Source organism: Pseudarthrobacter sp. 1C304 (assembly GCF_052245515.1).
Lineage (GTDB): Bacteria > Actinomycetota > Actinomycetes > Actinomycetales > Micrococcaceae > Arthrobacter.
This window is the reverse complement of the sequence record NZ_JBQQCH010000004.1, coordinates 51,035-74,968: the sequence shown is the minus strand read 5'-3', so window position 1 is coordinate 74,968 and position 23,934 is coordinate 51,035. Positions and strand designations below refer to the sequence as shown.

At 67.8% G+C, this 23,934-nt stretch carries 29 protein-coding genes; 19 read left to right on the top strand and 10 right to left on the bottom strand.

Annotation, left to right across the window (positions count from 1 at the left end; genetic code table 11):
* Positions 1–15: 15 nt before the first annotated feature.
* On the bottom strand, positions 16–1,158 hold the full coding sequence (locus ACTWQD_RS09820; protein ID WP_443195954.1) for a DUF4439 domain-containing protein: 1,143 nt from the start codon (positions 1,156–1,158) through the stop codon (positions 16–18).
* Between the two features lie 115 nt (positions 1,159–1,273).
* On the opposite strand from ACTWQD_RS09820, the gene rimP reads away from it, so the two are divergent.
* From rimP to rbfA, 5 genes are all read left to right on the top strand, one after another.
* A complete protein-coding gene (rimP, locus tag ACTWQD_RS09815) occupies positions 1,274–1,891 on the top strand; it encodes a ribosome maturation factor RimP (RefSeq protein WP_443195953.1) in 618 nt (205 codons plus the stop codon).
* Positions 1,891–2,871, top strand: a complete 981-nt coding sequence (nusA, locus tag ACTWQD_RS09810; RefSeq protein ID WP_066434763.1) for a transcription termination factor NusA — start codon at positions 1,891–1,893, stop codon at positions 2,869–2,871. Before rimP ends, nusA begins: the two co-directional genes overlap by 1 nt.
* Positions 2,872–3,127: 256 nt before the next feature.
* On the top strand, positions 3,128–3,469 hold the full coding sequence (locus ACTWQD_RS09805; protein ID WP_443195952.1) for a YlxR family protein: 342 nt from the start codon (positions 3,128–3,130) through the stop codon (positions 3,467–3,469).
* 152 nt (positions 3,470–3,621) lie between these two features.
* On the top strand, positions 3,622–6,510 hold the full coding sequence (gene infB / locus ACTWQD_RS09800; protein ID WP_443195951.1) for a translation initiation factor IF-2: 2,889 nt from the start codon (positions 3,622–3,624) through the stop codon (positions 6,508–6,510).
* A 298-nt stretch (positions 6,511–6,808) separates the two neighbouring features.
* Positions 6,809–7,318, top strand: coding sequence for a 30S ribosome-binding factor RbfA (gene rbfA / locus ACTWQD_RS09795; RefSeq protein WP_443195950.1), 510 nt, complete (start codon positions 6,809–6,811; stop codon positions 7,316–7,318).
* 99 nt (positions 7,319–7,417) lie between these two features.
* Here the strand turns inward: rbfA and ACTWQD_RS09790 are convergent, their stop codons facing one another.
* The gene (locus ACTWQD_RS09790) at positions 7,418–8,545 is read right to left on the bottom strand and encodes a ScyD/ScyE family protein (RefSeq protein ID WP_443195949.1); all 1,128 of its coding nucleotides are present in this window, start codon (positions 8,543–8,545) and stop codon (positions 7,418–7,420) included.
* 183 nt (positions 8,546–8,728) lie between these two features.
* Here ACTWQD_RS09790 and ACTWQD_RS09785 point away from each other — a divergent pair, with 183 nt between their 5' ends.
* The 3 genes from ACTWQD_RS09785 to ACTWQD_RS09775 all read left to right on the top strand — a co-directional run bounded on the left by ACTWQD_RS09785 (position 8,729) and on the right by ACTWQD_RS09775 (position 10,125).
* Entirely contained in the window at positions 8,729–9,214 is a 486-nt protein-coding gene (locus ACTWQD_RS09785; RefSeq protein WP_443195948.1) for a nucleoside deaminase, read from the top strand.
* A 97-nt stretch (positions 9,215–9,311) separates the two neighbouring features.
* Positions 9,312–9,749 carry a thioredoxin gene (gene trxA / locus ACTWQD_RS09780; protein WP_443195947.1) on the top strand — a complete coding sequence of 146 codons (438 nt, stop codon included), beginning with the start codon at positions 9,312–9,314 and terminating at the stop codon, positions 9,747–9,749.
* A gap of 28 nt (positions 9,750–9,777) precedes the next feature.
* Entirely contained in the window at positions 9,778–10,125 is a 348-nt protein-coding gene (locus ACTWQD_RS09775) for a CU044_2847 family protein (RefSeq protein ID WP_443195946.1), read from the top strand.
* A 35-nt stretch (positions 10,126–10,160) separates the two neighbouring features.
* Here the strand turns inward: ACTWQD_RS09775 and ACTWQD_RS09770 are convergent, their stop codons facing one another.
* Both ACTWQD_RS09770 and ACTWQD_RS09765 read right to left on the bottom strand, forming a co-directional pair.
* Entirely contained in the window at positions 10,161–10,370 is a 210-nt protein-coding gene (locus tag ACTWQD_RS09770) for a hypothetical protein (RefSeq protein WP_443195945.1), read from the bottom strand.
* 108 nt (positions 10,371–10,478) lie between these two features.
* A complete protein-coding gene (locus ACTWQD_RS09765; RefSeq protein WP_443195944.1) occupies positions 10,479–11,645 on the bottom strand; it encodes a pyridoxal phosphate-dependent aminotransferase in 1,167 nt (388 codons plus the stop codon).
* A 90-nt stretch (positions 11,646–11,735) separates the two neighbouring features.
* Between ACTWQD_RS09765 and truB the strand changes: the two genes are divergently transcribed.
* The 3 genes from truB to ACTWQD_RS09750 are packed head-to-tail and all read left to right on the top strand — an operon-like array spanning position 11,736 to position 13,580.
* A complete protein-coding gene (gene truB / locus ACTWQD_RS09760; RefSeq protein ID WP_443195943.1) occupies positions 11,736–12,704 on the top strand; it encodes a tRNA pseudouridine(55) synthase TruB in 969 nt (322 codons plus the stop codon).
* A complete protein-coding gene (locus ACTWQD_RS09755) occupies positions 12,704–13,057 on the top strand; it encodes a hypothetical protein (protein ID WP_443195942.1) in 354 nt (117 codons plus the stop codon). The genes truB and ACTWQD_RS09755 overlap by 1 nt, the downstream gene beginning before the upstream one ends.
* Position 13,058: 1 nt before the next feature.
* Positions 13,059–13,580, top strand: coding sequence for a hypothetical protein (locus ACTWQD_RS09750; protein ID WP_443195941.1), 522 nt, complete (start codon positions 13,059–13,061; stop codon positions 13,578–13,580).
* Here the strand turns inward: ACTWQD_RS09750 and ACTWQD_RS09745 are convergent.
* Positions 13,554–14,084, bottom strand: coding sequence for an NUDIX domain-containing protein (locus ACTWQD_RS09745; protein ID WP_443195940.1), 531 nt, complete (start codon positions 14,082–14,084; stop codon positions 13,554–13,556). The two genes, ACTWQD_RS09750 and ACTWQD_RS09745, sit on opposite strands and share 27 nt — an antisense overlap.
* Before the next feature lie 93 nt (positions 14,085–14,177).
* A complete protein-coding gene (locus ACTWQD_RS09740) occupies positions 14,178–14,720 on the bottom strand; it encodes a GNAT family N-acetyltransferase (protein ID WP_443195939.1) in 543 nt (180 codons plus the stop codon).
* Positions 14,721–14,897: 177 nt separating this feature from the next.
* Here ACTWQD_RS09740 and ACTWQD_RS09735 point away from each other — a divergent pair, with 177 nt between their 5' ends.
* Positions 14,898–15,119: a hypothetical protein gene (locus tag ACTWQD_RS09735; RefSeq protein WP_443195938.1), complete on the top strand. Its 222-nt coding sequence runs from the start codon at positions 14,898–14,900 to the stop codon at positions 15,117–15,119.
* A 33-nt stretch (positions 15,120–15,152) separates the two neighbouring features.
* The gene (locus ACTWQD_RS09730; RefSeq protein ID WP_443195937.1) at positions 15,153–15,692 is read left to right on the top strand and encodes an NUDIX hydrolase; all 540 of its coding nucleotides are present in this window, start codon (positions 15,153–15,155) and stop codon (positions 15,690–15,692) included.
* Positions 15,693–15,751: 59 nt separating this feature from the next.
* Here the strand turns inward: ACTWQD_RS09730 and ACTWQD_RS09725 are convergent, their stop codons facing one another.
* Positions 15,752–16,099 carry a GNAT family N-acetyltransferase gene (locus ACTWQD_RS09725; protein ID WP_443195936.1) on the bottom strand — a complete coding sequence of 116 codons (348 nt, stop codon included), beginning with the start codon at positions 16,097–16,099 and terminating at the stop codon, positions 15,752–15,754.
* 174 nt (positions 16,100–16,273) lie between these two features.
* Positions 16,274–16,411, bottom strand: a complete 138-nt coding sequence (locus ACTWQD_RS09720) for a hypothetical protein (protein WP_157360949.1) — start codon at positions 16,409–16,411, stop codon at positions 16,274–16,276.
* Between the two features lie 263 nt (positions 16,412–16,674).
* On the opposite strand from ACTWQD_RS09720, the gene ACTWQD_RS09715 reads away from it, so the two are divergent.
* Positions 16,675–18,021, top strand: a complete 1,347-nt coding sequence (locus tag ACTWQD_RS09715; RefSeq protein ID WP_443195935.1) for an MFS transporter — start codon at positions 16,675–16,677, stop codon at positions 18,019–18,021.
* Between the two features lie 21 nt (positions 18,022–18,042).
* Here the strand turns inward: ACTWQD_RS09715 and ACTWQD_RS09710 are convergent, their stop codons facing one another.
* Entirely contained in the window at positions 18,043–19,062 is a 1,020-nt protein-coding gene (locus ACTWQD_RS09710; RefSeq protein ID WP_443195934.1) for an NAD(P)/FAD-dependent oxidoreductase, read from the bottom strand.
* Positions 19,063–19,182: 120 nt separating this feature from the next.
* On the opposite strand from ACTWQD_RS09710, the gene ACTWQD_RS09705 reads away from it, so the two are divergent.
* The 3 genes from ACTWQD_RS09705 to ACTWQD_RS09695 all read left to right on the top strand — a co-directional run bounded on the left by ACTWQD_RS09705 (position 19,183) and on the right by ACTWQD_RS09695 (position 20,960).
* Positions 19,183–19,767 (top strand): helix-turn-helix domain-containing protein, encoded by a 585-nt coding sequence (locus ACTWQD_RS09705; RefSeq protein WP_443195933.1) that lies wholly within the window; start codon positions 19,183–19,185, stop codon positions 19,765–19,767.
* Between the two features lie 112 nt (positions 19,768–19,879).
* Positions 19,880–20,527: an adenylate kinase gene (locus tag ACTWQD_RS09700; protein ID WP_443195932.1), complete on the top strand. Its 648-nt coding sequence runs from the start codon at positions 19,880–19,882 to the stop codon at positions 20,525–20,527.
* Positions 20,528–20,561: 34 nt separating this feature from the next.
* Positions 20,562–20,960 (top strand): hypothetical protein, encoded by a 399-nt coding sequence (locus tag ACTWQD_RS09695; RefSeq protein ID WP_443195931.1) that lies wholly within the window; start codon positions 20,562–20,564, stop codon positions 20,958–20,960.
* A 15-nt stretch (positions 20,961–20,975) separates the two neighbouring features.
* Here ACTWQD_RS09695 and ACTWQD_RS09690 read toward each other — a convergent pair whose 3' ends face one another.
* Positions 20,976–21,752: a DUF937 domain-containing protein gene (locus tag ACTWQD_RS09690; protein ID WP_443195930.1), complete on the bottom strand. Its 777-nt coding sequence runs from the start codon at positions 21,750–21,752 to the stop codon at positions 20,976–20,978.
* A gap of 236 nt (positions 21,753–21,988) precedes the next feature.
* Between ACTWQD_RS09690 and ACTWQD_RS09685 the strand changes: the two genes are divergently transcribed.
* Together ACTWQD_RS09685 and kynA are read left to right on the top strand one after the other, a co-directional pair.
* The gene (locus ACTWQD_RS09685; RefSeq protein WP_443195929.1) at positions 21,989–22,996 is read left to right on the top strand and encodes a bifunctional riboflavin kinase/FAD synthetase; all 1,008 of its coding nucleotides are present in this window, start codon (positions 21,989–21,991) and stop codon (positions 22,994–22,996) included.
* Positions 22,997–23,070: 74 nt separating this feature from the next.
* Positions 23,071–23,925: a tryptophan 2,3-dioxygenase gene (gene kynA, locus ACTWQD_RS09680; protein WP_443195928.1), complete on the top strand. Its 855-nt coding sequence runs from the start codon at positions 23,071–23,073 to the stop codon at positions 23,923–23,925.
* Positions 23,926–23,934: the final 9 nt, after the last annotated feature.

The window sequence follows — 23,934 nt, the reverse complement described above, 5'->3', positions numbered from 1 at the left end:
CGGCCGGGAAGCCTGCTAGGGCCCTGGCGTCGGGGACGGCGGCAGCGGCGGGAACGCGTCCGGGTCCGCGGTCAGGCCCGGAAGGGCGCCTGTCTCCGCGCCCCAGAGGACGCTCCGGCGTGCAGCGCCCACCAGGCCGGCGATCGCCCATTCCCGCGTCTGTCCCGCGCCCAGGGCCACCAGGTCGCTGTAGACCGGAAGCGCCGAGGCCTCCAGGGTGCCGAGCCCGGCGGCAGGCGCGGCCAGGAACTCCGGCGCAATGTCGTACCCGGCCTCGCGCGGCGGCACCGGAGCGCACTGCGTCCGGCTCAGCTCTTCGGCCCCGGCCACAAGGTCCTCGTGCCGGGCGAGCTGCTGCGAGGCCGAGGCCGCCGCTTCGCCTCCCAGCCGGGTCAGGGCCACCTGGTAGCCGTACACGGCTTCCCGTTCGGCGCGGACGGCCGCCGCCAGCGCCCCGGGCAGGGTCGCGGCGCCGGAGCCAGCTGGGGCTGATGGGGATGATGCGGCGTCGGCTGATGCGGCCGGCTCAGCCGCGGGGGAGGACGACGGCGCCGCTGCTGCCGTGCCCGGGCACGCCCCGGACAGCGGGGGTGCGGCGGGGTCCGGCACGGCGGAGGCAGGCGCCCCCGCTGCCGCGGCGAGGGCCGATGCCTGCAGCAGCTGGGCTGTCCCGACGGCGGCGAGCAGCCGGGCCATACCGCCGTCGGCCACGGCAGCGTCGGCGAACCGTTGCCCGGCACTGTCCGCCAGTGCTGCAGCCAGCGCGGGCACCGTGGCGGGCAGGGGAGCTGCAGTGGAAGTGGGATTGGGAGCCGGCGTAGCCCCGGAAGCAGTTGCGGCCGGCGGGGTCCCTGCTTCGTCGGCGGGTACCTGGAGGGCCCGGGCCTGGTTTGTCAGCAAACTCACAGTCCGCTCCACGGCGGGTTGCCCGGTGCCGGCGGCGTCCCTGCCGAGCTCCTCGCCGGCAGCCCTCAGGCGCATGGTGTCAGTGAGGGCGGAAGCGCGTGCCTGCTCGGAAAATGGCGGTTCCACGGGCTCCTGGGGGCTTCCGGGGCTCAGGACCATGCCCAGACTGGCCACCACCAGTGCGATGCACGACAGCAGCGCGATCCGGGGGATCAGCTCCCGCCGCCGCTTTTGCCTGGTGTCGTCTTTCACAACAGACCATTTTGTCACGGGTGGCGTGAAGGCCGGGAACTGAAGTGCACCACGGCGCCTGGAAAATCGCTAGGCTAGTACTCACAACATCATCTAGCGGGAGGCGGCCGGCATCATGACCAACGCAGAAGCCACGACTTCAACAGACCGGACCGGGACGGGGAAGGCTGAAGCCGCACCCGCTCACAACTTTGAGGCCGAACGGCTGCACGCCCTCCTGGAGCCCGCGGTCCTGGCCAACCGTCTGTACCTGGAGGACGTTTCCATCCACGTTGCCGGCGCCAACCGGGTGGTCCACGTCGTGGTGGACCTGCCGCAGGAGGAGGCCGGCGGTGTTGGCCTCGACGTCATTGCCGAGATTTCCAAGACCCTTTCGGACATCCTGGACACCGACCCCACCATGGACGCCCGCCCTTACGAACTTGAAGTTTCCTCACCCGGCGTCGGCCGTCCGCTCACCGAAGAGCGGCACTGGCACCGGGCCCGCGGCCGGATGGTCAAGGTCAGTGTCCTGCAGGGCGAGAACGTCACCGGCCGCGTTATGTCCGTCGACGACGGCGGCGTGACGCTGGTCCCCGAGATCACCGTCAAGAAGGGCATGAAGCCCAAGCAGGGCGACCCCATCAAACTTCCTTTCGACAGGATCCGCAGCGGAAAAGTCGAGATAGAGTTCAGCCACCTCGACGAGGCCGGTCTGGAGAACGCACACAATGGACCTTCTGAGGAGGCCTGATGGATATTGACATGAGCGCACTGAGACTTCTGGAGCGTGAGCGTGAAATCCCGCTGGACCTCCTGATTCCGACCATCGAGCAGGCACTGCTGGTGGCCTACCACAAGACCCCCGGGGCCTTCGAGAAGGCCCGGGCGGAACTGGACCGCAAGAGCGGCCACGTGACCATCTGGGCCACCGAAATCGACGACGACGGCGCGCCGATCGGCGAATTCGAGGACACCCCCGCGGGTTTTGGCCGCATCGCCGCGAGCACCGCACGGCAGATCATCCTGCAGCGCCTCCGCGACGCTGAGGACGACAACGTGCTGGGCCAGTTCAAGGGCCGCGAAGGCGAGCTGGTGGCCGGCACCATCCAGCAGGGCAACAACCCGCACATGATCCAGGTCAACCTGGGCACGGTGGAGGCGCTGCTGCCCCCGCCGGAGCAGGTGCCCGGCGAGAAGTACATCCACGGCAACCGTCTCCGCGCCTTCGTGATCGACGTGCACCGCGGCACGAAGGGGCCGTCCATCACGCTGTCCCGGTCCCACCCGGGCCTGGTGCGGAAGCTCTTCGAAATGGAGGTTCCGGAGATCGCGGACCGCTCCGTGGAGATTGTCGCCCTGGCCCGCGAGGCCGGCCACCGCACCAAGATGGCTGTCAAAGCGAACAACCCCGGCATCAACGCCAAGGGCGCGTGCATCGGTGAAATGGGCTCCCGCGTCCGTGCGGTCATGAACGAACTCAACGACGAAAAAATCGACATTGTCGACTACAGCGAGGATCCGGCGACGTTTATCGCCAGCGCACTTTCCCCGTCGCGGGTGAATTCGGTCACCATCACCGACGAGGCAACCCGTTCGGCCCGAGTGGTGGTCCCGGACTACCAGCTCTCCCTTGCGATCGGCAAGGAAGGCCAGAACGCCCGCCTCGCCGCCAAGCTCACCGGCTGGCGGATCGACATCGTCTCCGACGCTGCGGTCAGCCGCGACAAATAGGCCCGGCGCGTGGCCCCGGCAGCGGGGCCGCGCCGCAGGCAGCTGTGCCCTTCCGCCGGCGCCACCGGTCCCGCAAGTTCGGGGCCCGGGCGCTTGAGGGGCTAGAATAGACATGACCGCGCCTAACGGCCGGTATCCGCGTGGTCCCCACGCGTCCGGGACCAGTCCGGCGAAGGTACTGTTCGCAGCGCCTTGGCCGCATCGGGCCCAGGAGGCCGGGGCCGGCAGATATGTACTGGCAGGAAGATACTCGTAAGTGGCACACGTGCAGCACCTCGAGCATCAGCCGCAGCGCACCTGCATTGGATGCCGGAAGAAAGGTCCGCGGTCGGAGCTACTCCGGCTCGTCGCCGGCGGCAGCGGTTCAACCGCCGTCGTGGTCGACGAAAGACGCCGGATGGCTGGCCGGGGAGCATGGCTGCACCCCAGCGACAAGTGCCTGGCACTGGCGGTCAAACGTCGAGCGTTCGGTCGCGCCCTCAACGGCGCTACCGTAACAGCCGACGTCGAGCGCCGGATCATGGCAGGCACGCAAGCAGTGGGCACCCCGGTGGCCGCAGCAAAAACCTTCCAACCTGAAAGCGGGTCAGAAAACTGATGGAAACCCGATGAGTTCCCACCGATGAGTGCGCAACGATGACAACTTTGTTGCGCTCTGCAATGGGCCTTTCAGCTGCACTCGCGGCGGAGGCCCGCAGTAAGAAGTAGACGGTTCGTGCCTGGCTCGGTGCGGACCGAGACAGGAGAAATGTGGCCAAGGTCCGCGTACACGAGCTTGCTAAAGAGCTCGGTATTACTTCCAAAGATGCAGTAACCAAACTGCAGGAACTGGGCGAATTCGTTCGCTCTGCCTCTTCCACCATTGAGGCCCCCGTTGTGAGGAAACTCCGCAACGCGTTCCCCGACGCACCGGCAGCTTCGAAGTCCGAAGCCCCCGCGTCCGCCCCCAAGGCACCCGCCAGCCCCGCGGCAACCCGACCGGCGCCCGCGCCGGCTCCGGCCCCCGCAACGCCTGCGGCTGCACCCAAGACTGAAGCTCCCGCGCCGGCAGCAGCGGCCCCGGCCGCAGCAGCACCCGCCGCACCGGCAGCACCCGCCGCCCCGGCGGCGCCCGCTGCCCAGGCTCCGGCCCCGTCGACGGGCGCCAAGCCCGGCGCACGCCCGGCACCCAAGGCTGAAACCCCCGCTGCTCCGGCACGCCAGGGCGGTTCGGCACCCCGTCCGGGCGGCCCCCGTCCGGGCAACAACCCGTTCGCCACCTCCCAGGGCATGCCCCGGGGCCGCGGCGGCGACAACGAACGTCCCTCGCGTCCGGGCAACAACCCGTTCGCTCCCTCCCAGGGCATGCCGCGTCCGGGCGGAAACCGCACCGAGGGCGAACGCCCCGGCGGTCCCCGTCCGGCAGCCGGTGCCGGTGGCCCCCGTCCGGGCGGTCCCCGTCCGGCAGCTGGCGCCGGCGGCCCCCGTCCCGGCGCACCGCGTCCGGCCGGAGCACCCGGCCGTCCCGCAGGTGCCGGCGGAAACCGGCCGACGCCGGGCATGATGCCTAACCGCACTGAGCGTCCCGCACCCGCAGGTGCCGGCCGTCCCGGCGGCGGCCGCGGACCGGGCCGTCCGGGCGCACCGGGTACCGGTGCTCCCGGCACCGGTGGCGGCGCTCCGGCCGGCGGCGGCTTTGGCAAGGGCGGCCGCGGTCGCGGCGGCACCCAGGGCGCCTTCGGCAAGGGCGGCGCAGGCCGCGGCAAGCAGCGCAAGTCGAAGCGCGCCAAGCGCCAGGAACTGGAGCAGATGAGTGCTCCGTCGCTGGGCGGCGTCAGCGTGCCCCGCGGCGACGGCAACACCGTTGTCCGGCTCCGCCGCGGCTCGTCCATCACGGACTTCGCCGACAAGATCGAGGCGAACCCCGCTGCACTGGTGACCGTCCTCTTCCACCTCGGCGAAATGGCCACGGCCACGCAGTCGCTGGACGAAGAGACCTTCGCCCTGCTCGGCGAAGAGCTCGGCTACAAGCTGCAGGTCGTGTCCCCGGAGGACGAGGAGCGCGAGCTGCTCTCCGGCTTCGACATCGACTTCGAAGCCGAACTCGAAGCCGAAGGCGACGAAGACCTCGAGGCACGTCCTCCGGTAGTCACCGTCATGGGTCACGTTGACCACGGTAAGACCCGACTGCTCGATGCCATCCGCAAGTCCGACGTTATGGCGGGCGAGCACGGCGGCATCACGCAGCACATCGGTGCCTACCAGGTCACGCACAACCACGAAGGCGCCGATCGCAAGATCACCTTCATCGATACCCCGGGCCACGAGGCGTTCACCGCCATGCGTGCCCGTGGTGCGAAGGTCACCGACATCGCCATCCTGGTGGTCGCAGCGGACGACGGCGTTATGCCGCAGACCGTTGAAGCCCTCAACCACGCCCAGGCGGCCAACGTGCCGATCGTCGTGGCCGTGAACAAGATCGACAAGGAAGGCGCCAACCCGGACAAGGTCCGCGGCCAGCTGACCGAGTACGGCCTGGTTCCGGAAGAGTACGGTGGCGACACCATGTTCGTGGAGGTCTCTGCCCGCCAGAACCTGCACATCGACGAGCTGCTCGAGGCCGTCCTGCTCACCGCAGACGCCGCCCTGGACATGCGCGCCAACCCGAACAAGGACGCCCGCGGTATCGCGATTGAAGCCAACCTGGACAAGGGCCGCGGTTCCGTTGCCACCGTCCTGGTCCAGTCCGGCACCCTGCACGTCGGCGACACCATCGTGGCAGGCACGGCCCACGGCCGTGTCCGTGCGATGTTCGACGACGATGGCAGCGCCCTGACCGAGGCCGGCCCGTCCCGCCCCGTGCAGGTCCTGGGTCTGTCCAACGTCCCGCGCGCCGGCGACACCTTCTTCGTGACCGCTGACGAGCGCACCGCCCGCCAGATCGCCGAGAAGCGTGAAGCTGCGGACCGCAACGCCGCACTGGCGAAGCGCCGCAAGCGCATCAGCCTGGAAGACTTCGACCAGGCCGTCGCCGACGGCAAGATCGACACCCTCAACCTCATCCTCAAGGGTGACGTGTCCGGTGCCGTGGAAGCCCTCGAAGACGCACTGCTCAAGATCGACGTCGGCGAGGGTGTCCAGCTGCGCGTTATCCACCGCGGTGTCGGTGCGATCACGCAGAACGACGTCAACCTGGCGACGGTCGACAGCGCCGTCATCATCGGCTTCAACGTCAAGCCCGCCGAGCGTGTTGCCGAACTGGCAGACCGCGAAGGCGTGGACATGCGCTTCTACTCCGTCATCTACGCAGCCATCGATGACATCGAGGCAGCCCTCAAGGGCATGCTCAAGCCGGAGTACGAAGAGCACCAGCTGGGCACCGCCGAGGTCCGCGAAGTGTTCCGTTCCTCCAAGTTCGGCAACATTGCAGGCTCGATCGTCCGCTCCGGTATCATCCGGCGCAACGCCAAGGCCCGCATCAGCCGCGACGGCAAGATCATCGGTGACAACCTCACCGTTGAGACGCTCAAGCGCTTCAAGGACGACGCCACCGAGGTCCGCACGGACTTCGAGTGTGGTATCGGTCTTGGGTCGTACAACGACATCAACGAAGGTGACATCATCGAGACCTTCGAGATGCGTGAAAAGCCGCGCGTCTAGTCTGAAGTCGATGCAGTAATGGTGCGGGGCCGTTGGATTCTTCCGGCGGCCCCCACTTTTCCGCCGTAGAGGGGGCCCCGCCCCTACGCTGGGTGGCCAACGTCTTACGACGTCGGCCACCCAGCTCCGGCAGGCCCGATGCCACTCCCGGGCCCCCTCCACGGCTCCAAAGGGCCGCCGGAAGAATCCAACGGGAGTCCGTCGTAGACTCGCCTTAGGCGCGTGGCATGAAAACCCAACAGGTGTACGTCGGTTGCCCAGGTGCCGTCGTACATCCCAAAATTTTTTAGGAGTGGAAATGGCTGATCCCGCACGGGCTGCCAAGTTGGCGCAGCGGATTAAGGTTGTTGTTGCTGAGGCGCTGGGCCGGAGGGTGAAGGATCCCCGGCTGGAAGGTGTGACTGTTACCGATGCGCGGGTGACCAATGACCTGCAGCACGCCACCGTGTACTACACGGTGTTCGGCGACGAGGTTGCACAGTCCGACGCTGCCAAGGGACTGGAGAAGGCCAAGGGTGTGCTCCGCCAGGAAGTGGGCCGGAACATCACCGTGCGGCTGACCCCGACGCTGGAGTTCGTGGCTGACCAGATCCCGGTTGTGGCCTCCAACCTTGAGGAGCTGCTGCGCGAGGCCAAGAAGCGAGACGCCGAGGTGGCCGCCCTCGCTGCCAGCGCCAAGCACGCCGGCGATGCAGACCCCTACAAGAGCGACGTTCCCCAGGACGTGGAACTCGACGAGGACGACTTCGACGAAGAGGACCTCGACCTCTCCGGCGACGGCGACGTCGATGAGGACAGCAACAAGTAGTCCAGCGTCGACGCAGTCCTGAAGACCAGCGCCCTGCGCTAGAAATGGCCGGCCCCGGCAGGGGACCGGCCATTTCTGTGTGGATTCACGGATGGTGCGTCAGCGGCCGCCCAGCTCCACGGAAATGACCTGCCCGTCGGGTGGCCCGCCCGGGCCGGGCAGGGCGTTGACCGTCGCGTAGAGGGTATGGCCGCGGAGGTCGACGGCGGCCGCGAACTTGGCCGCGAGCACCACTGTCGAATCGCCCGAGTCCGGATCGATCCGGAGCACACCCTCGCCGAACAGTGAGGCGACATACAGGTCCCCGTTATCCGCCACAGCCAGTCCCGTCGGCGTCATGATGTCCTCCGCCAAGAGCTCCACGTCGCCGCCGTCCGGGTCCACCGTGAAGACGGCACCCCGGGCGCCCAGCGTCGGGTCTTCCGGCCCGCCGGGGAGCGAGGTGACGTACAGCTGTCCCTCCGGTCCCAGGGCGACGGCGGTCGGGACGAACTCGAAATCATACGTCGACCCGACGACGCAGGCGGGCAGTCCGTTGGAAGCCGCGGCTTCGGCGGTGATCGTGTAGGGCCGCGGCGGCAGCACAGCCACCGTCTCGGTCTCGCCGGTCCGGGCGTCAACGGACACCACGCTGTTGGCCCCGGCATCGGCGACGTAAATTTGCCGGTCGGTGAGCGCGATGCCGTACGGATGCGAATCAATCTCACCTTCATACGTCTCGGGCATGTTGGGCGGCAGTTCGGCCGCGCAGCCCGCCGGCAGGTCCCGGAAGCCGTACCGGGTGCCGCCGTCGGCATTCTCCGCTGTCTCCAGGGCAGCGAAATCACCCAGGGTCTCCTGGCTGCCGTCCTCGTTGATGATCCGCACGTGGCCAGCCAGCCCTGCAGGATCGGGACCGGCGCCCTGGCTTTCGAGGAAGTACGTCCGCCCGTCCCGCTGGGCGTTGCCTGCCACGCTCCAGTCCGGGGTTTCGTAGAGGACACTGGGGGTCCCCGCCTCGTCCACCCGGGTAAGCCGGCCGGCAAAGGATTCGCTCACGGTCACGGAGCCGTTGCGGCCGGTGCTGAGGTGGAGCGGGCCCACCAGCCCGCCGGTGAGCACCACTGGAGCCTTGTCCCCGCCGTCCCCGCCTGATGGATTGCCCGGGGCGGCGCCGGCGGCGGTCCCGGTCGAGAGGAACACGGCGGCTGTGGCGGCCGTGGCGAGCAGTGACAATCTGGTTCTCATGGCTGGCTCCCGGAGCGTCTGGCTAAGCATCCACATCGTTGAGACCGTTGAAACCATTATTGGCGGCCGGGAAGATTCCACGGCAGCCCCCAGCGAATTTTAAGCCGCCGACGCTGCAAAGTCGATGCCTTTCGGGCGCCCAGGCCTTCCGCCGGGGCCGCTGCTGCTCGCTATGATCGGACCATGCCCATGCCGCCCGCAGCTTCCGACGTTCGCAGTTTCCTTGACCAGGCGATCCAGCTCGCCGCCGGGAGCGCTGCCGGCGGCGGCGGCCCGTTCGGAGCGCTGGTGGTCACCGCTGACGGGACGGTCCACAGCGGCGTCAACCGGGTGACACGGGACAACGACCCCACAGCCCACGCCGAGGTGGTGGCCATCCGCAATGCCGCGTCCGCGTCCGGCACCTTCGACCTCAGCGGTGCCGTGCTCTACGCCAGCTGCGAGCCGTGCCCGCTGTGCCTCGCCGCGGCCCTGTGGGCCCGGGTTGGCCGGGTCTATTTCGCTGCGGACCGCCACGCGGCGGCCGCTGCCGGCTTCGACGATGCACTGTTCTACGAATACTTCGACGGAACCCGGCCGGACCTGATGCCGGTCCGCCAGGCGGCGGTGCCGGCGTCGGACGTTCCCTTCGAGGCCTGGCGCGACAACCCCGACCGCGTGGAGTACTGAGGCGGGGCCCCGCCCGGGGCCTTTTGACTCTATGCCCGTTCCGCCCCGGGGCGTCCCATGGAACCATGACTGCGGGGACCCTGAATGGCGGTGGACTGTGGGCTCCAGCCTGATCAAGTGCCCCCAGTGCGGGACGACGAACCGGATCCCGGCGGCGGCGGCCGGCCATCCGCGGTGCGGCCACTGCCGTACCGACCTGCCGTGGATTGTGGACGCCGGCGACGCCGACTTCGCCGCCATCGCCGAACAGTCCTCGACGCCGGCCCTGATCGATTTTTGGGCAGCCTGGTGCGGCCCGTGCCGCATGGTCAGCCCGGTGCTGGACAGGCTGGCCCACGACCGGGCCGGCCGGGTCAAACTAGTGAAAGTCGACGTCGACAAGTCGCCCGCGCTCTCCCGGCGGTTCCAGATCCAGGCCATCCCGACCATGCTGCTGATCCGGGACGGAAAAGTAGTGGCCCGCCAGGCGGGAGCCCCGCCTGCGGCAGCCCTGCGCGAATGGCTCGACGGCGCCCTGGCCGCGGGTACACCGTGACCGGCCTGCGGGCGGAAGGGAGGACGCAGTGACCGAGATACTGCGCTACGAAGTGGGATCCGGAACGGTGCTTGTCGAGGCTGCAGAGAACAGCTTCGGCGTCGAACGGCCCGCAAGGAACGAACAGGGGATCACTGATGCCGGGCGGCGGCTGGAAGATGCCCTTGCTGCCGTCCGGCCCGCGGCCGCGGCGGCGGCCGAGGTGCTGAAGGAAGTCGGCGCCGAGCACATGGAGCTCCAGTTCGGAGTGAAGCTGGCCGGTGAGGCCGGGGCCATCATCGCCCAGAACTGCTCCGAGGCCCACTTCGTCGTCACACTCTCCTTCAGCCACACGCCGCCGGCGCACGCGGCGCCGGAAACGGAGATCATGCTCTGACGCAGGCGGGGCCGGGCCCGGCCCGTGCCGCACTTTCAGCGGCGCCGGCTCCGCGCGCCCTTGGCGCCCAGGCCGCCCAGAAACGGCGAACCCACCCCCAGCAGGAAGCCGAAGTCGTACCAGTTACCGGCCCGGGCCGAGTTGTAGAACGGGAACTCGCTCCACTGCCCGAAGACGTGGACGATCAGCACAATCCACGCGGTCAGCCCGTTCCAGATACCCCATAACAAGTCCTGCCACCACATGCGAACCTCCCAGGCCGAACCGCGGTCCCGGCCGGACCACGCGATGGGCTCAGGGTAGGCGCTGCGGATCCGCCGCGGTAGGGCACAGGGTCCCGGTGGCCGCGGCCGTCAGCCGTCAGCCGGGACCCTGGCGGGGAGCCGCCCGAGGCCCTCCACCAGTTCCGCCTGGCTGCCGCACAGCGCGATCCGGATCCAGCCCTCACCGATCGAACCGAAGGCGGTGCCGGGGGCCAAAGCCACCCCGGAGTCTGCGAGGAAGCGGCGGACCCAGGAACGGACATCGCCGCCGCTGACGTGGGACACATCGGCCCAGAGGTAGAAGGCGCCCTGCGCGGTCAGGAACGGGATCCCTTTGGCTTCCAGCACCGCAGAGGCGGCGTCCCGGTTGGCCCGGTAATGCGCGTGGGCGTGGCTGACGTAGTCCTGCGGGCCCGTGAGCGCTGCCAGCGCCGCGTACTGCGACGGCGAGGCGACGCAGGAGACGATCGCCTCCATCACGTTGCTCATCTTCTGCTCCAGGCCGGGCGGGCAGATCAGCGCGCCGATCCGCAGCCCGGTGAGGCCGTAGGTCTTGGACAGGGTCAGCGACGTGAACACGCGGGCTTCGCCGGGGACGTCACTGTCGAACCGGGCGGGGCTCACATGCGGAACGTCATAGGTGAACGCCTCGTAGCATTCATCCGAGATGATCCACAGGTCGTGGCGGACAGCCAGCGCGACGAGGCTGCGGGTGAGCTCCTCGCCCAGGACGGCGCCCAACGGATTCGACGGCGAATTGAGCACCAGGACCTTGGTGCGCGGGGTAATGAGCGCCTCGATGTCCGCGATCCGGGGCTGGAACTCATGCTCGGGATACAGCGGGTACCGCACCGGGACGGCGTGGAGCAGGCTGGACGTCATGGCGAAGGTGGGGTACCCCGGATTGGGGATCAGGATCTCGTCGCCGGGGGAGAGCAGCAGGCTCATCGCGAAGTGCAGGCCCTGCTGGGCGCCGTCGACGACGTACACGCGGTCCGCGCCGACCGGCGTCGCGTTGTGTTCGCGGAACCTCGCGGCGAACGCCTCGCGCAGGGCGGGGTAGCCGGCGTTGGGGGTGTAGTTCGTTTCGTCGCGGTCCAGGCAGGCCATCCCCGCCTCCAGGATGTGGCGGGGGACGGCGAACCCCGGTTCCCCGATGCTCAGCACGATCGCGCCGGGGGTGCCCCAGGCGGCTTCGGTGATCTCGCGGATCTGGTTGACGGGAACGTCGCGGACGTGGGCGGCAAGCTCGGGCATGTCTGCCATCCTAGCCGCCGCTGCCGGCGGCGCCAGGGTGCGGAAGAGGCCGCGGCGGGGGCCGGCCCCGGCGCGGATATACTGGGAAGCGTGCTTTCTGGACTGGTGATAGTGGACAAGCCGCAAGGCTGGACCAGCCACGATGTGGTTGGACGGATGCGGCGGCTGGCCGGTACCCGAAAGGTGGGCCATGCGGGGACGCTGGATCCGATGGCTACGGGAGTCCTGGTGGTCGGCATCAATAAGGCCACCCGGCTGCTGACGTACATCGTGGGCACCTCCAAGACGTACACGGCCACCATCCGCCTGGGCGAATCGACAGTAACCGACGACGCCGAGGGCGAGGTCACCGCCACCCGCAGCGCCGCCGCGGTCACCGAGGACGCCGTCCGGGCCGGCGTCGCCGCCCTGACCGGCGAAATCGAACAGGTCCCCAGCAGCGTCAGCGCCATCAAAGTCAACGGAGAACGCGCCTACGCGCGGGTCCGCTCCGGCGAAGAGGTCAAGCTCGCCGCGCGGCCCGTCACCATCCACCGCTTCGAGGTCCACGGGATCCGCCCGGCGCGCGGCGGCGAGGCGCTCGAGACCGACGTTCTCGATGTGGATGTCAAGGTGGAATGCTCCTCCGGGACGTACATCCGGGCCCTGGCCCGCGACCTTGGCGAGTCGCTCGGCGTCGGCGGCCACCTGACGGCGCTGCGCCGGACCCAGGTGGGCCCCTACACCCTGGACCAGGCCCACACGCTGGAGCAGCTCGCCGAGCACCTGGACGTGCTGGAAATGTCGCAGGCCGCCCGGGCACTGATGCCCAACCGTGAACTCAGCGACGAGGAAACCACCGAGATTTCCTTCGGCCGCAGGATCGCCGCAGGCGTGGCCGCGGGAACGCCGGACGCCGCGACGCCCGAGAACCCGGCCGCCGCGTTCGCCCCGGACGGGACACTCGTGGCGCTGCTCGCGGACAAGGGCAGCTACGCCAAACCGGTGCTGGTCTTCGCGCCGGACAACGAAAAACGTGCAGCCACGGAGCCGGCAGCGGAACAGCAGGCAGGGCAGTAGTGGACGTTTATTTCTACATCGTCCTGGTGGCCGGGCTGGTCTCCACTGTCATCTGCCTCACCGCCGGCATCCTCAAGAAGGCGCCCAGCGACACCACCATCCTCTCGGTGGCCGCCGTCGAACTCTCCCTCCTGGTGTATCTGGTCGGTTCGATCGTCCGGGTCGCAAGCGGGGAACAGATCGCGGGGGAGCCCTGGGAGTTCTGGGGCTACCTGCTGACGGCGCTCCTCCTGCCGGTCGGCGCGGTCTACTGGGCCATCCTGGAACGCACACGCTGGAGCAACTTTGTGCTGGCCGCCGTTGGCGTCACCGCCCTGGTCATGGCCGCCCGGATGAATCAGATTTGGTACTGACGTGGAAGAGGCTCAGAACGTGACGGCGAAACCTTCGCAGCAGAACCCCGGGACTACGCCGGGCCCGGCAACGGGCTCCTCGGCGGCGTCAGTGCCGGACCAGGAGACAAAAGATACCCGGAACACGGGCCCCGGCCGCCTCCTGATCGCTGTCTACGCCGTTTTCGCAATCTCCGCGACGGCCCGGGCGGGGTACCAGATCCTCACCAAGTTCTCCGAAGCCCCGGTGGCCTACCTGCTGTCGGCCTTCGCCGCCGTCGTGTACCTCGTGGCGACGGTGTCGCTCGCGAAGTCCGGCCGCACCTGGTTCAAGGTCTCCGTGATTGCGGTGCTGGTGGAGCTGGTGGGTGTGCTGGTGGTCGGGGCGCTCAGTGTGTTCGACTCGGTCAGCTTCCCGCACGAGACCGTGTGGTCCCTCTTCGGGCGCGGTTATGCGTTCATCCCGCTCCTGCTGCCCATCCTGGGCCTGATCTGGCTATACCGCCGCCGTCCGGCGTCAGTCGGGACCGTCGTCGAGCCCTGATAATCTGCGGCGCAGGCCGGGCCAGGCTGCCGCGAAGCCGGGATGCAGTGCCTTGCCGCCGACGCTCCCCATTGGCACCCATTGCAGTTCCACGCTCTCCGGGTCGCTGATTTCCGGTTCGAACGCCGTCACCACCTCGACGGCCACCGTGGTGTAGCTCCAATAGCCGACGTCGAACACCGTGGTGAACAGGACCCGGACGTTTTCCGGCGGGACGGCAGCTTCTTCCTGCGCCTCACGGAGGGCGCCGTGCACCGGTTCTTCACCCTGGTGCAGGGCCCCGCCCGGGAGCCCCCACGTGCCGCCCTGATCACTCCACAAAGCCCGGTGCTGGAGCAGGATGCCCTTGGCAGGGTCGTGGACAAGGAGGCCCGCCGAGCCAAAGCGCCCCCAAAAGCGCCCGCGGTCGCCCTCTACCCACGCATCTCCCGGGTCGCGCGGTCCGAGGGGCCGGCGCAGCTCAAAGGGCGGCTTGCCGGTCTGGGGGTCCACAGGGCTGTCCATGCCCCCAGTCTCCATCAGTAGTCGGGTCGAATCCAATCGGTGATTGGGGTGAAGTCAGGTGAGCTTTCCTTGGCAGGCGGCACCGGTTTTCATTCAAAAACTTGCTGCAGGTGTTCCCAGGTCAATCCAGTACCGGCGGAACAGCCGCCCATCTTCACCCGTCCGCACATCTTCGAGCCGCCCGTGGCAACGCTCGATGGTTTTAATCGACGCCGAATTGTCGTCATCACAGGTCAGCAGAACATAATCCGGCTCTCCCCGAGCGGCCAGACGGACCAGCAATTCCCGCAAAGCCCAGGTTGCCGCCCCCCTCCTGCGATCCGAGGGGCGGATCCCATAGCCGATGTGCCCGCCCGAGTTCAGGAGAGCCGGCGTCAGATGGTGCCGGAATGCAATCGCCCCTACGTAGCGTGAGCCCTCCGTGATCCAGAGATACGTGCACGGAACAATGCCATCCTTCTCGGGCGCGTTTTCAGCGTCCAACAACCTGCCAACCCAATCCGCGAAGCCCTCGGAGCTGGTGACGTCGTCCGCCATGAAGACGGCGGCACCGTCCTGATGGACGCCACCCCACTCACGGTGAGACTCAAGGAATGACTGGTGGAAGGCAACATTTGGCGGGACGAGTTCAAACATGCCCTCGACTCTATACCGCAAACGCCCTTACAGGGGCGTGCCGAAGCGACACGCAAAAAAGTAATCGACAGTATTGTCATGTCCATGACAAGCGTCGTAGATTTATTTAGTCAAATAAGTCAATAAACACAAGGGGGTGCGCACTGCGGCTTCGGTGCCGAAGGATACGGTCAGTGTATGAAAGCAGAACTTATCGACCCGCGGGATGAGACGCTCCAGGTCGCCGATCCGACGTACCGGGTCTATTTCTGGGCCGAAGGCGGCGAGGCAAAAGAGGAGTGGGAGCTTTCAGGAACCGACCTTGATGAGGTGCTCGAATGGATCCCCTCGCATTCCCTGGAGGAGCGGCTTATGCGACGGGACTCGGCAACCGACACCATGCGCTTGTCGTGGCATTGAGCAGTGCGTTGTCTTGTGCGCCAAGATGGCAGCATGCCTCTTAACGATCTGCTCGCCAGCCTTCAGGAAGTTCCTAACTTGGGTTCGCGAGACGCTTATCTAGAGTTCGTCAACTATGCGGGGGAGGCGGCGTTGCGTCGCGAAGGCGGCCGGGAGCACGTCACTGGGTCCTGTTTTGTTTTTTCGCCTGCCTTCGATCGTGTCCTTCTGTGCTTCCATCGCAAGGGGCAGTTTTGGGTTCAGTTTGGTGGACACATCGAGCCCAAGGACGCATCGGTGGCGGAAGCAGCGCAAAGGGAGGCACGCGAAGAGTCCGGGATTGCCGACCTTGTCCTGTTATCTACCGCGATCGTTGATCTTGACCGCCACGACCTGAATGCCGGATTCGCATGCACCGCCCACTGGGATGTTGGATTCGCGGCAACTATCGACCCTAATGTCGATATCGCCGTGAGCGATGAAAGCGAGGAAGTTCGGTGGTTCCCAGTCGACGAATTGCCCGATCAGGTGCCAACAGGCTTCGGTACCCGAGTTGAAAACGTCCGGCGCAGGGCTATGTCCCTGATTGGCTGACGCATCGGCCGGGAACAGCCGCGGAGGAGGCGTCCAATGCGCCTTCGGAGACAGCGTCCTTACTGCCCTGCGTGTTGGACGGCCGCGAGGTGTTCGGGGCGGACGGGGCTCATCCGCGACTGATAGTCAGGGTGTCTGCGCAGCCAGGCTTTCACGTAGGGGCAGACAGGGACGACGGCGACTCCGGCCGCAAGAGTGTCGTCCAGGGCGTCTTGGACGAGGCGTGCGGCGACGCCCTGCCCGGTGTAGTCATCGCTGACTGTCGTGTGGAAGAAAATCCGTTCTGGTCCCTTTGCCCCGTCGTGAAGCAGATAGTGCGCCTTGCCGATGACGGCGTCACCGTCGAGGACTTCGTAGCGACGGCGTCCCGGGGCGTTCCGGACGGTGATGGTGGCTTCGTTTCCCATGTGGTGGTCTCCTCGGTTTCATGTCTCAGCCGCAGGGCCGGAACTGGGCGTTGGGCAGCGCCAGTGCGGACAGCAGGCCTTGGACGATCTTTTCAACAGGCAGCCCTGGAGGCAATGGCCTGGTCCTACCGGTTGCGGGCGCGAGCGACGGCGGACAGCGGCGGATGCGTCCGGTCAGGACCCCGTCAGGCGGCCGATGACCGGTGCGATATTGATGACCCAGATGATTATGCCGGCGGCGATGAGTGCCAGGACGAGCCCGGCGACCAGCATGATCAGGGGAGCGTTGTCACGGTTCCAGATGCGTGACATAAGTGGCACCTTACTGTTCGGATCTTGAGTTGGCGGCGTTGCTGGACTGACTGACTGTGTCGCGTCCGGCGCCGCGGCAGCGGCTGCCCCAGTCCGTCCAGTTTGGGTCCGGGGGCTGTATCCTCCACACGGATCGCCTGTGGATTTGCTGTGCGATCGGGCCGGAGATCCCCGAGGGACAGTGCGCCCGACGAACCGGCGTGTCGGCCGGCACCTGCTGCGACCGCTAGGATCTCAGTTTACGCGCGGTGAGTGGGGGAAGCATGGGAAATTCTGGCGGCGGCCCAACGGCCACGGAGACGAAACTTCGCCGCCACCCGGCCTTTGTCAGGTTCTGGGTGGCCTCCACCGTGTCTGATTTCGGCACCTATATCACCACGTTGGCTTTGTCGGTCCTGATCCTGGTGACGATGAGCGGCACCCCGTTCGACCAGGGCCTGGTCAATGCTGCGAGGTGGACCCCTTATCTGCTCTTCGGCCTGGTTGCCGGAGTCTGGATCGACCGGTTCCCCCGGCGGACGGTCCTCATCGGCGGAGACCTGGGTCGCGGCTTGATCCTCGCCGGCGTGTGCGTGGCGGCAATGACGGCGGTCCTGTCGGTTCCGGCGCTGTTGATCCTGATGTTCGCCTTCGGGACCCTCGCACTGACCAGCGACGCCGCCTATCAGAGCTTCGTCCCCCGGCTGGTCCCCAGATCCCTGCTGACCCAGGCGAACGCCCGGCTCCAGCAAAGCGATACTGTGGCCCAGACGACGGGAAGTGCAGTAGCAGGCGGCCTGGTGGCCCTGGTGACGGCGCCCCTGGCTCTCTTGGTGGATGCTGTCTCATATTTCTTCTCCGCAGCGGTGCTCCGCACCCTGGACCTGCCATCCGACCAGGCTGCGGCACCGAGCCGCCAGAAACTGCGCCGCCAGATCGGGGAGGGCCTGCGGTGGGTCTACGGACACGTCCGGCTGGGGCCGCTGGCCTGGAGCACCCACATCTGGTTCATCGGTTCCGCCATCCTGGGGACGGTCCTGCCCACCGTGGTTCTGCATGACCTTGGTCTAGGTGCCCTGGGCCTGGGTGTGGTGATGGGGTGCGCCGGAATCGGTGCAGTCGCCGGGACCACACTGTCCACCCGACTGGGGCGCCGCTGGGGTACCGGCCGTGCGATCGTTGCTTCCCGCCTGGCCGAGCCGCTGGCCGTCGCGGTGGTGGCGCTGGCGCCCCTCGCTGCCGGGGCGGGACACAGTGCAGAGGCGTACGGCTCTCCGCTGCACTGGCCGTTACAGCTGTGGACGGCGTTCGTTCTGGCTGGCGTCGGACAAATGCTGTTCGGCATGGCCATGGGGGTCGAGGGGCCGCTTGAAATGGGGTACCAGCAAGCGGTGACGCCGGACCGGCTTATCGCCCGCATGAGCGCCACGAGGCGTTCGGTGAACCGGGGGATGATCGTGCTCGGGGCCCCCTTGGGCGGCCTCATAGCCACAGTTGCCGGCTCCGGCGCGGCACTGTGGGCGGCCGCCGCCGTCCTGATGCTGGCCTCCCTGGTGCTGCTCTTCTCCAGGTTCAGGGACGCGCGGATCGAGGATCAGCAACTGTCCGACGAGGAAGCGCTGCACCCCTGAACGAGCGGCCCTCGGGATGTCCTACCAGTCACTGAGGCCGTGGCGTCGGTGGCCCGCGACGATCCTGGTGGCGGCTGCTTCCGCTCCGGCCGAGAAGGGGCCGAAACGACCCTCGACGGCCCACCGGGTTTCCTCTTCGACGAGGTCTGCGTTGATCCCTGCCCCGGCCATGACACCTTCGGCCGCGGCGGTGATGACCTGGGCCATGAGGTTTGAGACGTTCCCCGCCGCATACACGCCAGGGACGGCGGTGGCACCTAGGGGGTCCGTCTCGATGAACCGTCCGGCCCCCGACGGGTGCACCTGCGGATGAAGCCCGAGGGATTCCAGGAGCGACGACCTGGCTTCCATCCGTGGTCCGACCGCCAGGGCCTGGACGTCGAACGAGGCACCCTGGCGGAGCGTGACCCCCGCGAGGATACCGCCGACGGCGTCAACAGCAGCCACAGCGCCGTCCACAACCTTCACGGACCGGGCAGCAAGTTTGTCCCACTCCTCTTCGGTGGGTTCCACGGTGTCGTTGAGGAAGAGTGTGATGTCCGGGGACCACTGCCTGAACAGCAGTGCCTGGTGGACGGACAGCGGGCCGCTGCCGAGCACTCCAATCCGCTGCCCGCGGATTTCCCAGCCGTGGCAGTAGGGGCAATGCACAACGCCCTGTCCCCATTGCTCCCGCAGCCCGTCGATGGGTGGCAGGCTATCGGTCAGCCCGGTGGTCACCAGGAGGCGTCGGCCGGAGAACCGGCGGGTATCCCCGAGGGCCACCTCGAACCCGTCAGGGGTCCGCCGGGCTGAGACGGCTTCAGCGTCGATGACCGTCCCTCCGTAGGACAGCACTTCGCTGCGTCCGATGGCCAGGAGTTCCCGGGGGTTCAGGCCGTCCCTCGACAGGTAGCCGTGGACCCCCGCCGCGGGTGCGTTGCGGGGTGTGCCCGAATCGATGACCAGCACCGAGCGCAGCGCCCGGCCCAGCGTCGTGGCGGCGCTGAGTCCTGCCGCGCTGCCGCCCACAATGACAACGTCGTACCGTGTGGTGTCCATCCTGTTTGTCCTTCGTCGAGTCCTGAAATGCTGCCGCCGGCATCGTCGGCCGGCTACTCCAGCCTCCGTCCAGAAACCAAATTTTGACAAAGAAGATTGCCACTATGGCAAAGTGGGGGCATGGCACAAGAACTTGATGATGTTCTCGGAGCGGTCGGGCCCCGGCTACGGGCCCTCCGCGCGGAACGGAACCTGACCCTCGGAGATGTGGCCGGCGCATCCGGAGTGTCAGTCAGTACCCTGTCCCGCCTTGAATCCGGCCAGCGCAGGCCCAACCTCGAGCTCCTGCTGCCCCTCGCGAGGCTGTACGGCGTTCCCCTCGATGACCTGGTGGGCGCCCCGCCCACCGGAGATCCGAGGATCCACCTCCAGCCCATCATCCATGCCGGCATGACGGCTGTTCCCCTCACCCGCCGACCGGGCGGGCTGCAGGCGTTCAAAATGGTGCTCGCCGGCGATGCCCGCGGAGCCGAGCCGGACCCGCGCGTTCACGAGGGCTACGAATGGCTCTATATCCTCAACGGACGGCTGCGCCTGGTCTTGGGGGACAAGGATTTTGAACTGCGCCCCGGCGAAGCCGCGGAATTCGACACCCGCACCCCGCATTGGTTTGCCAGCGCTGACGGCAGTCCGGTCGAGTTCATCAGTCTCTTCGGACAGCAGGGCGAGCGGATGCACGTACGCGCGCGGCCCAAGCGCTCCTAGCGGCCGGCCCTGGTGCCGCGCCATCAGGTCGCCGCAGGGAGAGGGGTGCTAGCGTAGCGCCGACGCGCCGCAGGAGCCGAGCCCGGCAGCGGCCAGATCCAGGGGACCACACATGAAGTCGACCAAGCCAGCCGGCAATCGCGAACCGCTCCCTGCGTCCGGTGCGGCAGGGGACCGGGACGCCGTCAAAGCAGCCCCCCGTGCGCCCTCGCGCGTCCTCTTCTACGGCGTGACCGGCAGCGGCAAGTCGTCCGCCGCCCGGGCCTACGCCGCGGCCACCGGGCTGCCCGAGTACTCGGCGGATGATGACATCGGCTGGCTGCCCGGGTGGCAGCAGCGCACCGTTGAGGAGCAACGGGACCTGGCCGCCGCCGTTGCCGGCCAGGACCGCTGGGTGCTGGACAGCGCCTATGGGGTCTGGCGGGACGTGGTGGTGCCGCGAGCGGAGCTCATTATCGGCCTCGACTATCCGCGCTGGCTCTCGCTGGCCCGGCTGGTGCGACGCTCGCTGCGGCGGGCCGTGACCCGGGAATCCGTCTGTAACGGCAACCACGAAACGCTGGCGCGGCTCTTCATCCAGGACTCGATTATCCGGTGGCATTTCCGGTCTTTCACGAGGAAACGCCAGGTGATGCGCAGCCTTCACTCCGACCCGGCGATGCCGCCGGTGGTCCTCTTCCGCCATCCCCGCCAGCTCGACGCCTGGCTCGCGCAACTTCCCGCCGGATCCACGGCCGCCGGGCAGGCCGAAAGCCTCTGACCGCCCGGCGGCCGGCAGCGCCTACGCTGGAGCCATGGCTGGACTCCTGCCCGGACGAAACGCTTCCCGCCAACTGTCGGACGCCAGGCGTGCGTTCCTGCTGCGGGCCGTGAAGGCATTCCACACGGTTGCCTGGTTCTCCATCGAGGCCTGCATGGTGTACGTCCTCTACGCCGGCGCCCGGGGCCGCACCGACAGAAGCGTGGGCCTGGCCGCCGGCGTCGTGACGGCCGAGACCCTGGTCTTTGCCGCCAACGGCTTTCACTGCCCCCTGACCGCCGTGGCCAGGCATCTGGGCGATGAAACCGGCTCCGTCACGGACATTTATTTGCCGCGGTGGTTCGCGCGGAACCTGCCGGGCATCCACGTCCCGCTGATCCTTGCGGCCGTGCTGCTGCACTGGCGCAATTACCGGGCTGCGGGCGGGCGCTAGCCGGGGGCGTTCTGCCTACTTCTTCCCGAACAGGCCGCCCAGGATCCCGCCGAGCCCGCCGCCGTCGTTCTTCCGCTCTTCCGGCTGGCTGTCCGGAAGGTCGACCTCGATCATTTCGCCGGGGCGCGGGGCGCCGCCGGCGGGCTGGCCCTGCGGGTAGGCCTGGGGCTGCAGCGACGAGTCCCGCCCGGCATCCGGGACAGCCGCGGGCGACGACGGCTGGCCGCCGCCCAGGATCCCGCCCAGCAGGTCGCCGAGTCCGCCCATTCCGCCCGCGCCGCCTGCGCCAGCGCCGCCGCCAAGAATCCCGCCAAGGATTCCGCCGAGGTCAATGCCGCCCGCCTGGCCGGAGCCTCCGTCGCCGCTTCCGGACGACTGGCCGCTGCCCCCGAGAACCTTGTTCGCAAGGTAGGACATCACGATCGGAGCCAGGATCGGCAGAAGCTTCCTGACCAGGTCCCCGCCCACACCGCTGAGCTGCGACGTCCCGGCCAGCTGGTTCGCCACCTGGTCCTGCTGCCCGCCGAAGACGTGGCTGACGATCTTCTCGCCGTCGGCCGTGTCCACCTGGGATGCGTCCACCCCGCCGTCCAGAAGCCCGTCCCGGTGCTGGCCGAGCGCCGACTGCAGCGACGCGGCGCCGTCGGAGGCCTGCGCATTGTTCTGCATGCCGGCCAGCAGCGTGGGCACCGCGGCCTCCACTGCGGCCTGGGCCGTCTGCCGGTCGGTGCCAAGCATGCCGGCGATCTGGTCTACCGGGATTTGCCGCAGGATGTCGTTGAGCTCTGTCATGGAATACTCCTTCAGCCGCAGTCGCTGCGGGCCTCGCTGGACACAGCGCCTTCACTGGCGCCACCGGTCGGTTGCCATTGCATCGTAGTCCGGGCGCCCTGAACGCGGAAGGACGCTGCCGCCGGGGGAGGGCCGCGCCGTCGGAGGCGGTCCGCGATTGCGGGTAATCTAGGAGAGTTCCGGAGCCGGCAGGATTTTCCGGACGCGCACCCAGCAGGCAGCAAAAGGCGAGGTTGATGGTCCACATCTGGAACGATCCGTCCGAAGTCCCGGCGGACTTCGGCCCATCGGTCGTGACCTTCGGCAACTTCGACGGTGTGCACCGCGGCCACCAGCAGGTACTGTCCCAGCTCATCCGCATCGCCCGGCTCAACCACGCCCGCGCCGTCGCCATCACCTTCGACCCGCATCCGGCGCAGGTCCACCGCCCCGAATCTGCCCCGGAACTGATCATGGGCCTGGAGGACAAACTGGTGGCGCTCGGCGAGCTGGGGCTCGACGCAGTGCTGGTGATGAAATACTCCCTCGAACTGGCCAGCCTCACCCCCGAAGAATTCGTCGCCGACATCCTCGTCGGCAGCCTCAAGGCAAGCCACGTGGTGATCGGGCACGACGCCCGGTTCGGCCGCGGGAACTCCGGCGACCTGGACACCATGCAAGAACTCGGCAAGAAGCTCGGCTTCGAGGTGCTGGTCATCAGTGAGTTCGGCTCCGAAGGATTTCCGCTGCACGGTGACCAATACGGTGACCAGAACGACGGCGGCAGCAAAGACCGCCGCTGCTCCTCCACCTGGGTGCGCGAGGCACTGCGCGAGGGCGACGTCGCCACCGCCGCGGCCGTCCTGGGGCGCCCGCACCGGATGCGCGGTGCAGTGGTCCACGGCGCCGCGCGTGGACGGGACCTCGGCTTCCCGACCGCAAACCTCGCCTCCGACTCGAGCGGCTACATCCCCGCCGACGGCATCTACGCCGGCTGGCTGGTGGACCAGGCCGGCACGCGCTGGCCCGCCGCCATCTCCGTCGGCTCCAACCCCACGTTCGACGGCGTCAGCCGGCAGGTGGAGGCGCACGTGATCGACCGCCCGGAAGAGGCGGTCGAGGATTTCGATCTGTACGGCCAGAGCGTGGTGGTCGAATTCGTCGCCCGGCTGCGCGGCATGGTGGCGTACCGTGGCCCTGAGGCCCTGGTGGACCAGATGCGGCTGGACGTGGTCCAGACCCACAACATCCTGTTTGCGCGCTGACCCGCAGCGCCGGCGGTTCTGCAAAGGCACTCTGCGCAAAAGATTCACAGCCATTTGGCAAGGAAGGCAAGACTGTGACCATTGAGAAGAACACGCGGGAGCTGGACAAGGAAATTGTCCGGGACTTCAGCTCGCGGATGAGCTACGCGTCCTATTTGCAACTGCCGACGCTCCTCAGCGCGCAGCAGCCGGTCAGCGCGCCGGAGCACCACGACGAGATGCTGTTCATCATCCAGCACCAGACCACGGAACTGTGGCTCAAGCTGGTCCTGCACGAACTCCGCAGCGCCGCGGCCTGGCTCCGGGCAGATGACCTCGGCTCGGCGCTGAAGGCGATCGCCAGGGTCAAGCACATCCAGAAAACCCTCACCGAGCAGTGGTCCGTGCTGGCCACCCTCACACCCACCGAGTACTCGCAGTTCCGCGGCTTCCTGGGCAACTCCTCCGGATTCCAGTCCAGCCAGTACCGCGCGGTGGAGTTTCTCCTTGGCAACAAGAACCGCAAAATGCTTCCGGTCTTCGAATCCGACCCCGAGGCCCACGCGATGCTGCAGGAACTCCTCGATGCCCCGAGCATCTACGACGACTTCCTCGCCTACCTCAAGCGCCAGGGCTTTGACGTGCCCGCGTCAGTGCTGGAGCGGGACGTCACCCAGGCACACGAATTCAGTGCAGAGCTGGTGCCGGTGTTCAAGTACATCTACGAGAACGCCGCGGACAACTGGGGCGCCTATGAGGCCTGCGAGGAACTGGTGGACCTGGAAGACAACTTCCAGCTCTGGCGGTTCCGGCACCTGCGCACGGTCCAGCGCACCATCGGCATGAAGTCCGGCACCGGCGGCTCCAGCGGCGCCGCCTTCCTGCAGAAAGCCCTCGAACTGACGTTCTTCCCGGAGCTCTTCGCCGTCCGGACGGAGATCGGCCAGTGAGCGCCCTGC

Coding starts and splice junctions, on each gene's coding strand:
- rimP (WP_443195953.1), top strand. CDS start 1,274: ATGACCAACGCAGAAGCCACGACTTCAACAGACCGGACCGGGACGGGG.
- nusA (WP_066434763.1), top strand. CDS start 1,891: ATGGATATTGACATGAGCGCACTGAGACTTCTGGAGCGTGAGCGTGAA.
- rbfA (WP_443195950.1), top strand. CDS start 6,809: ATGGCTGATCCCGCACGGGCTGCCAAGTTGGCGCAGCGGATTAAGGTT.
- ACTWQD_RS09790 (WP_443195949.1), bottom strand. CDS start 8,545: ATGAGAACCAGATTGTCACTGCTCGCCACGGCCGCCACAGCCGCCGTG.
- ACTWQD_RS09785 (WP_443195948.1), top strand. CDS start 8,729: ATGCCCATGCCGCCCGCAGCTTCCGACGTTCGCAGTTTCCTTGACCAG.
- ACTWQD_RS09770 (WP_443195945.1), bottom strand. CDS start 10,370: ATGTGGTGGCAGGACTTGTTATGGGGTATCTGGAACGGGCTGACCGCG.
- ACTWQD_RS09765 (WP_443195944.1), bottom strand. CDS start 11,645: ATGCCCGAGCTTGCCGCCCACGTCCGCGACGTTCCCGTCAACCAGATC.
- ACTWQD_RS09745 (WP_443195940.1), bottom strand. CDS start 14,084: ATGGACAGCCCTGTGGACCCCCAGACCGGCAAGCCGCCCTTTGAGCTG.
- ACTWQD_RS09740 (WP_443195939.1), bottom strand. CDS start 14,720: ATGTTTGAACTCGTCCCGCCAAATGTTGCCTTCCACCAGTCATTCCTT.
- ACTWQD_RS09735 (WP_443195938.1), top strand. CDS start 14,898: ATGAAAGCAGAACTTATCGACCCGCGGGATGAGACGCTCCAGGTCGCC.
- ACTWQD_RS09730 (WP_443195937.1), top strand. CDS start 15,153: ATGCCTCTTAACGATCTGCTCGCCAGCCTTCAGGAAGTTCCTAACTTG.
- ACTWQD_RS09725 (WP_443195936.1), bottom strand. CDS start 16,099: ATGGGAAACGAAGCCACCATCACCGTCCGGAACGCCCCGGGACGCCGT.
- ACTWQD_RS09720 (WP_157360949.1), bottom strand. CDS start 16,411: ATGTCACGCATCTGGAACCGTGACAACGCTCCCCTGATCATGCTGGTC.
- ACTWQD_RS09715 (WP_443195935.1), top strand. CDS start 16,675: ATGGGAAATTCTGGCGGCGGCCCAACGGCCACGGAGACGAAACTTCGC.
- ACTWQD_RS09710 (WP_443195934.1), bottom strand. CDS start 19,062: ATGGACACCACACGGTACGACGTTGTCATTGTGGGCGGCAGCGCGGCA.
- ACTWQD_RS09705 (WP_443195933.1), top strand. CDS start 19,183: ATGGCACAAGAACTTGATGATGTTCTCGGAGCGGTCGGGCCCCGGCTA.
- ACTWQD_RS09700 (WP_443195932.1), top strand. CDS start 19,880: ATGAAGTCGACCAAGCCAGCCGGCAATCGCGAACCGCTCCCTGCGTCC.
- ACTWQD_RS09695 (WP_443195931.1), top strand. CDS start 20,562: ATGGCTGGACTCCTGCCCGGACGAAACGCTTCCCGCCAACTGTCGGAC.
- ACTWQD_RS09690 (WP_443195930.1), bottom strand. CDS start 21,752: ATGACAGAGCTCAACGACATCCTGCGGCAAATCCCGGTAGACCAGATC.
- ACTWQD_RS09685 (WP_443195929.1), top strand. CDS start 21,989: ATGGTCCACATCTGGAACGATCCGTCCGAAGTCCCGGCGGACTTCGGC.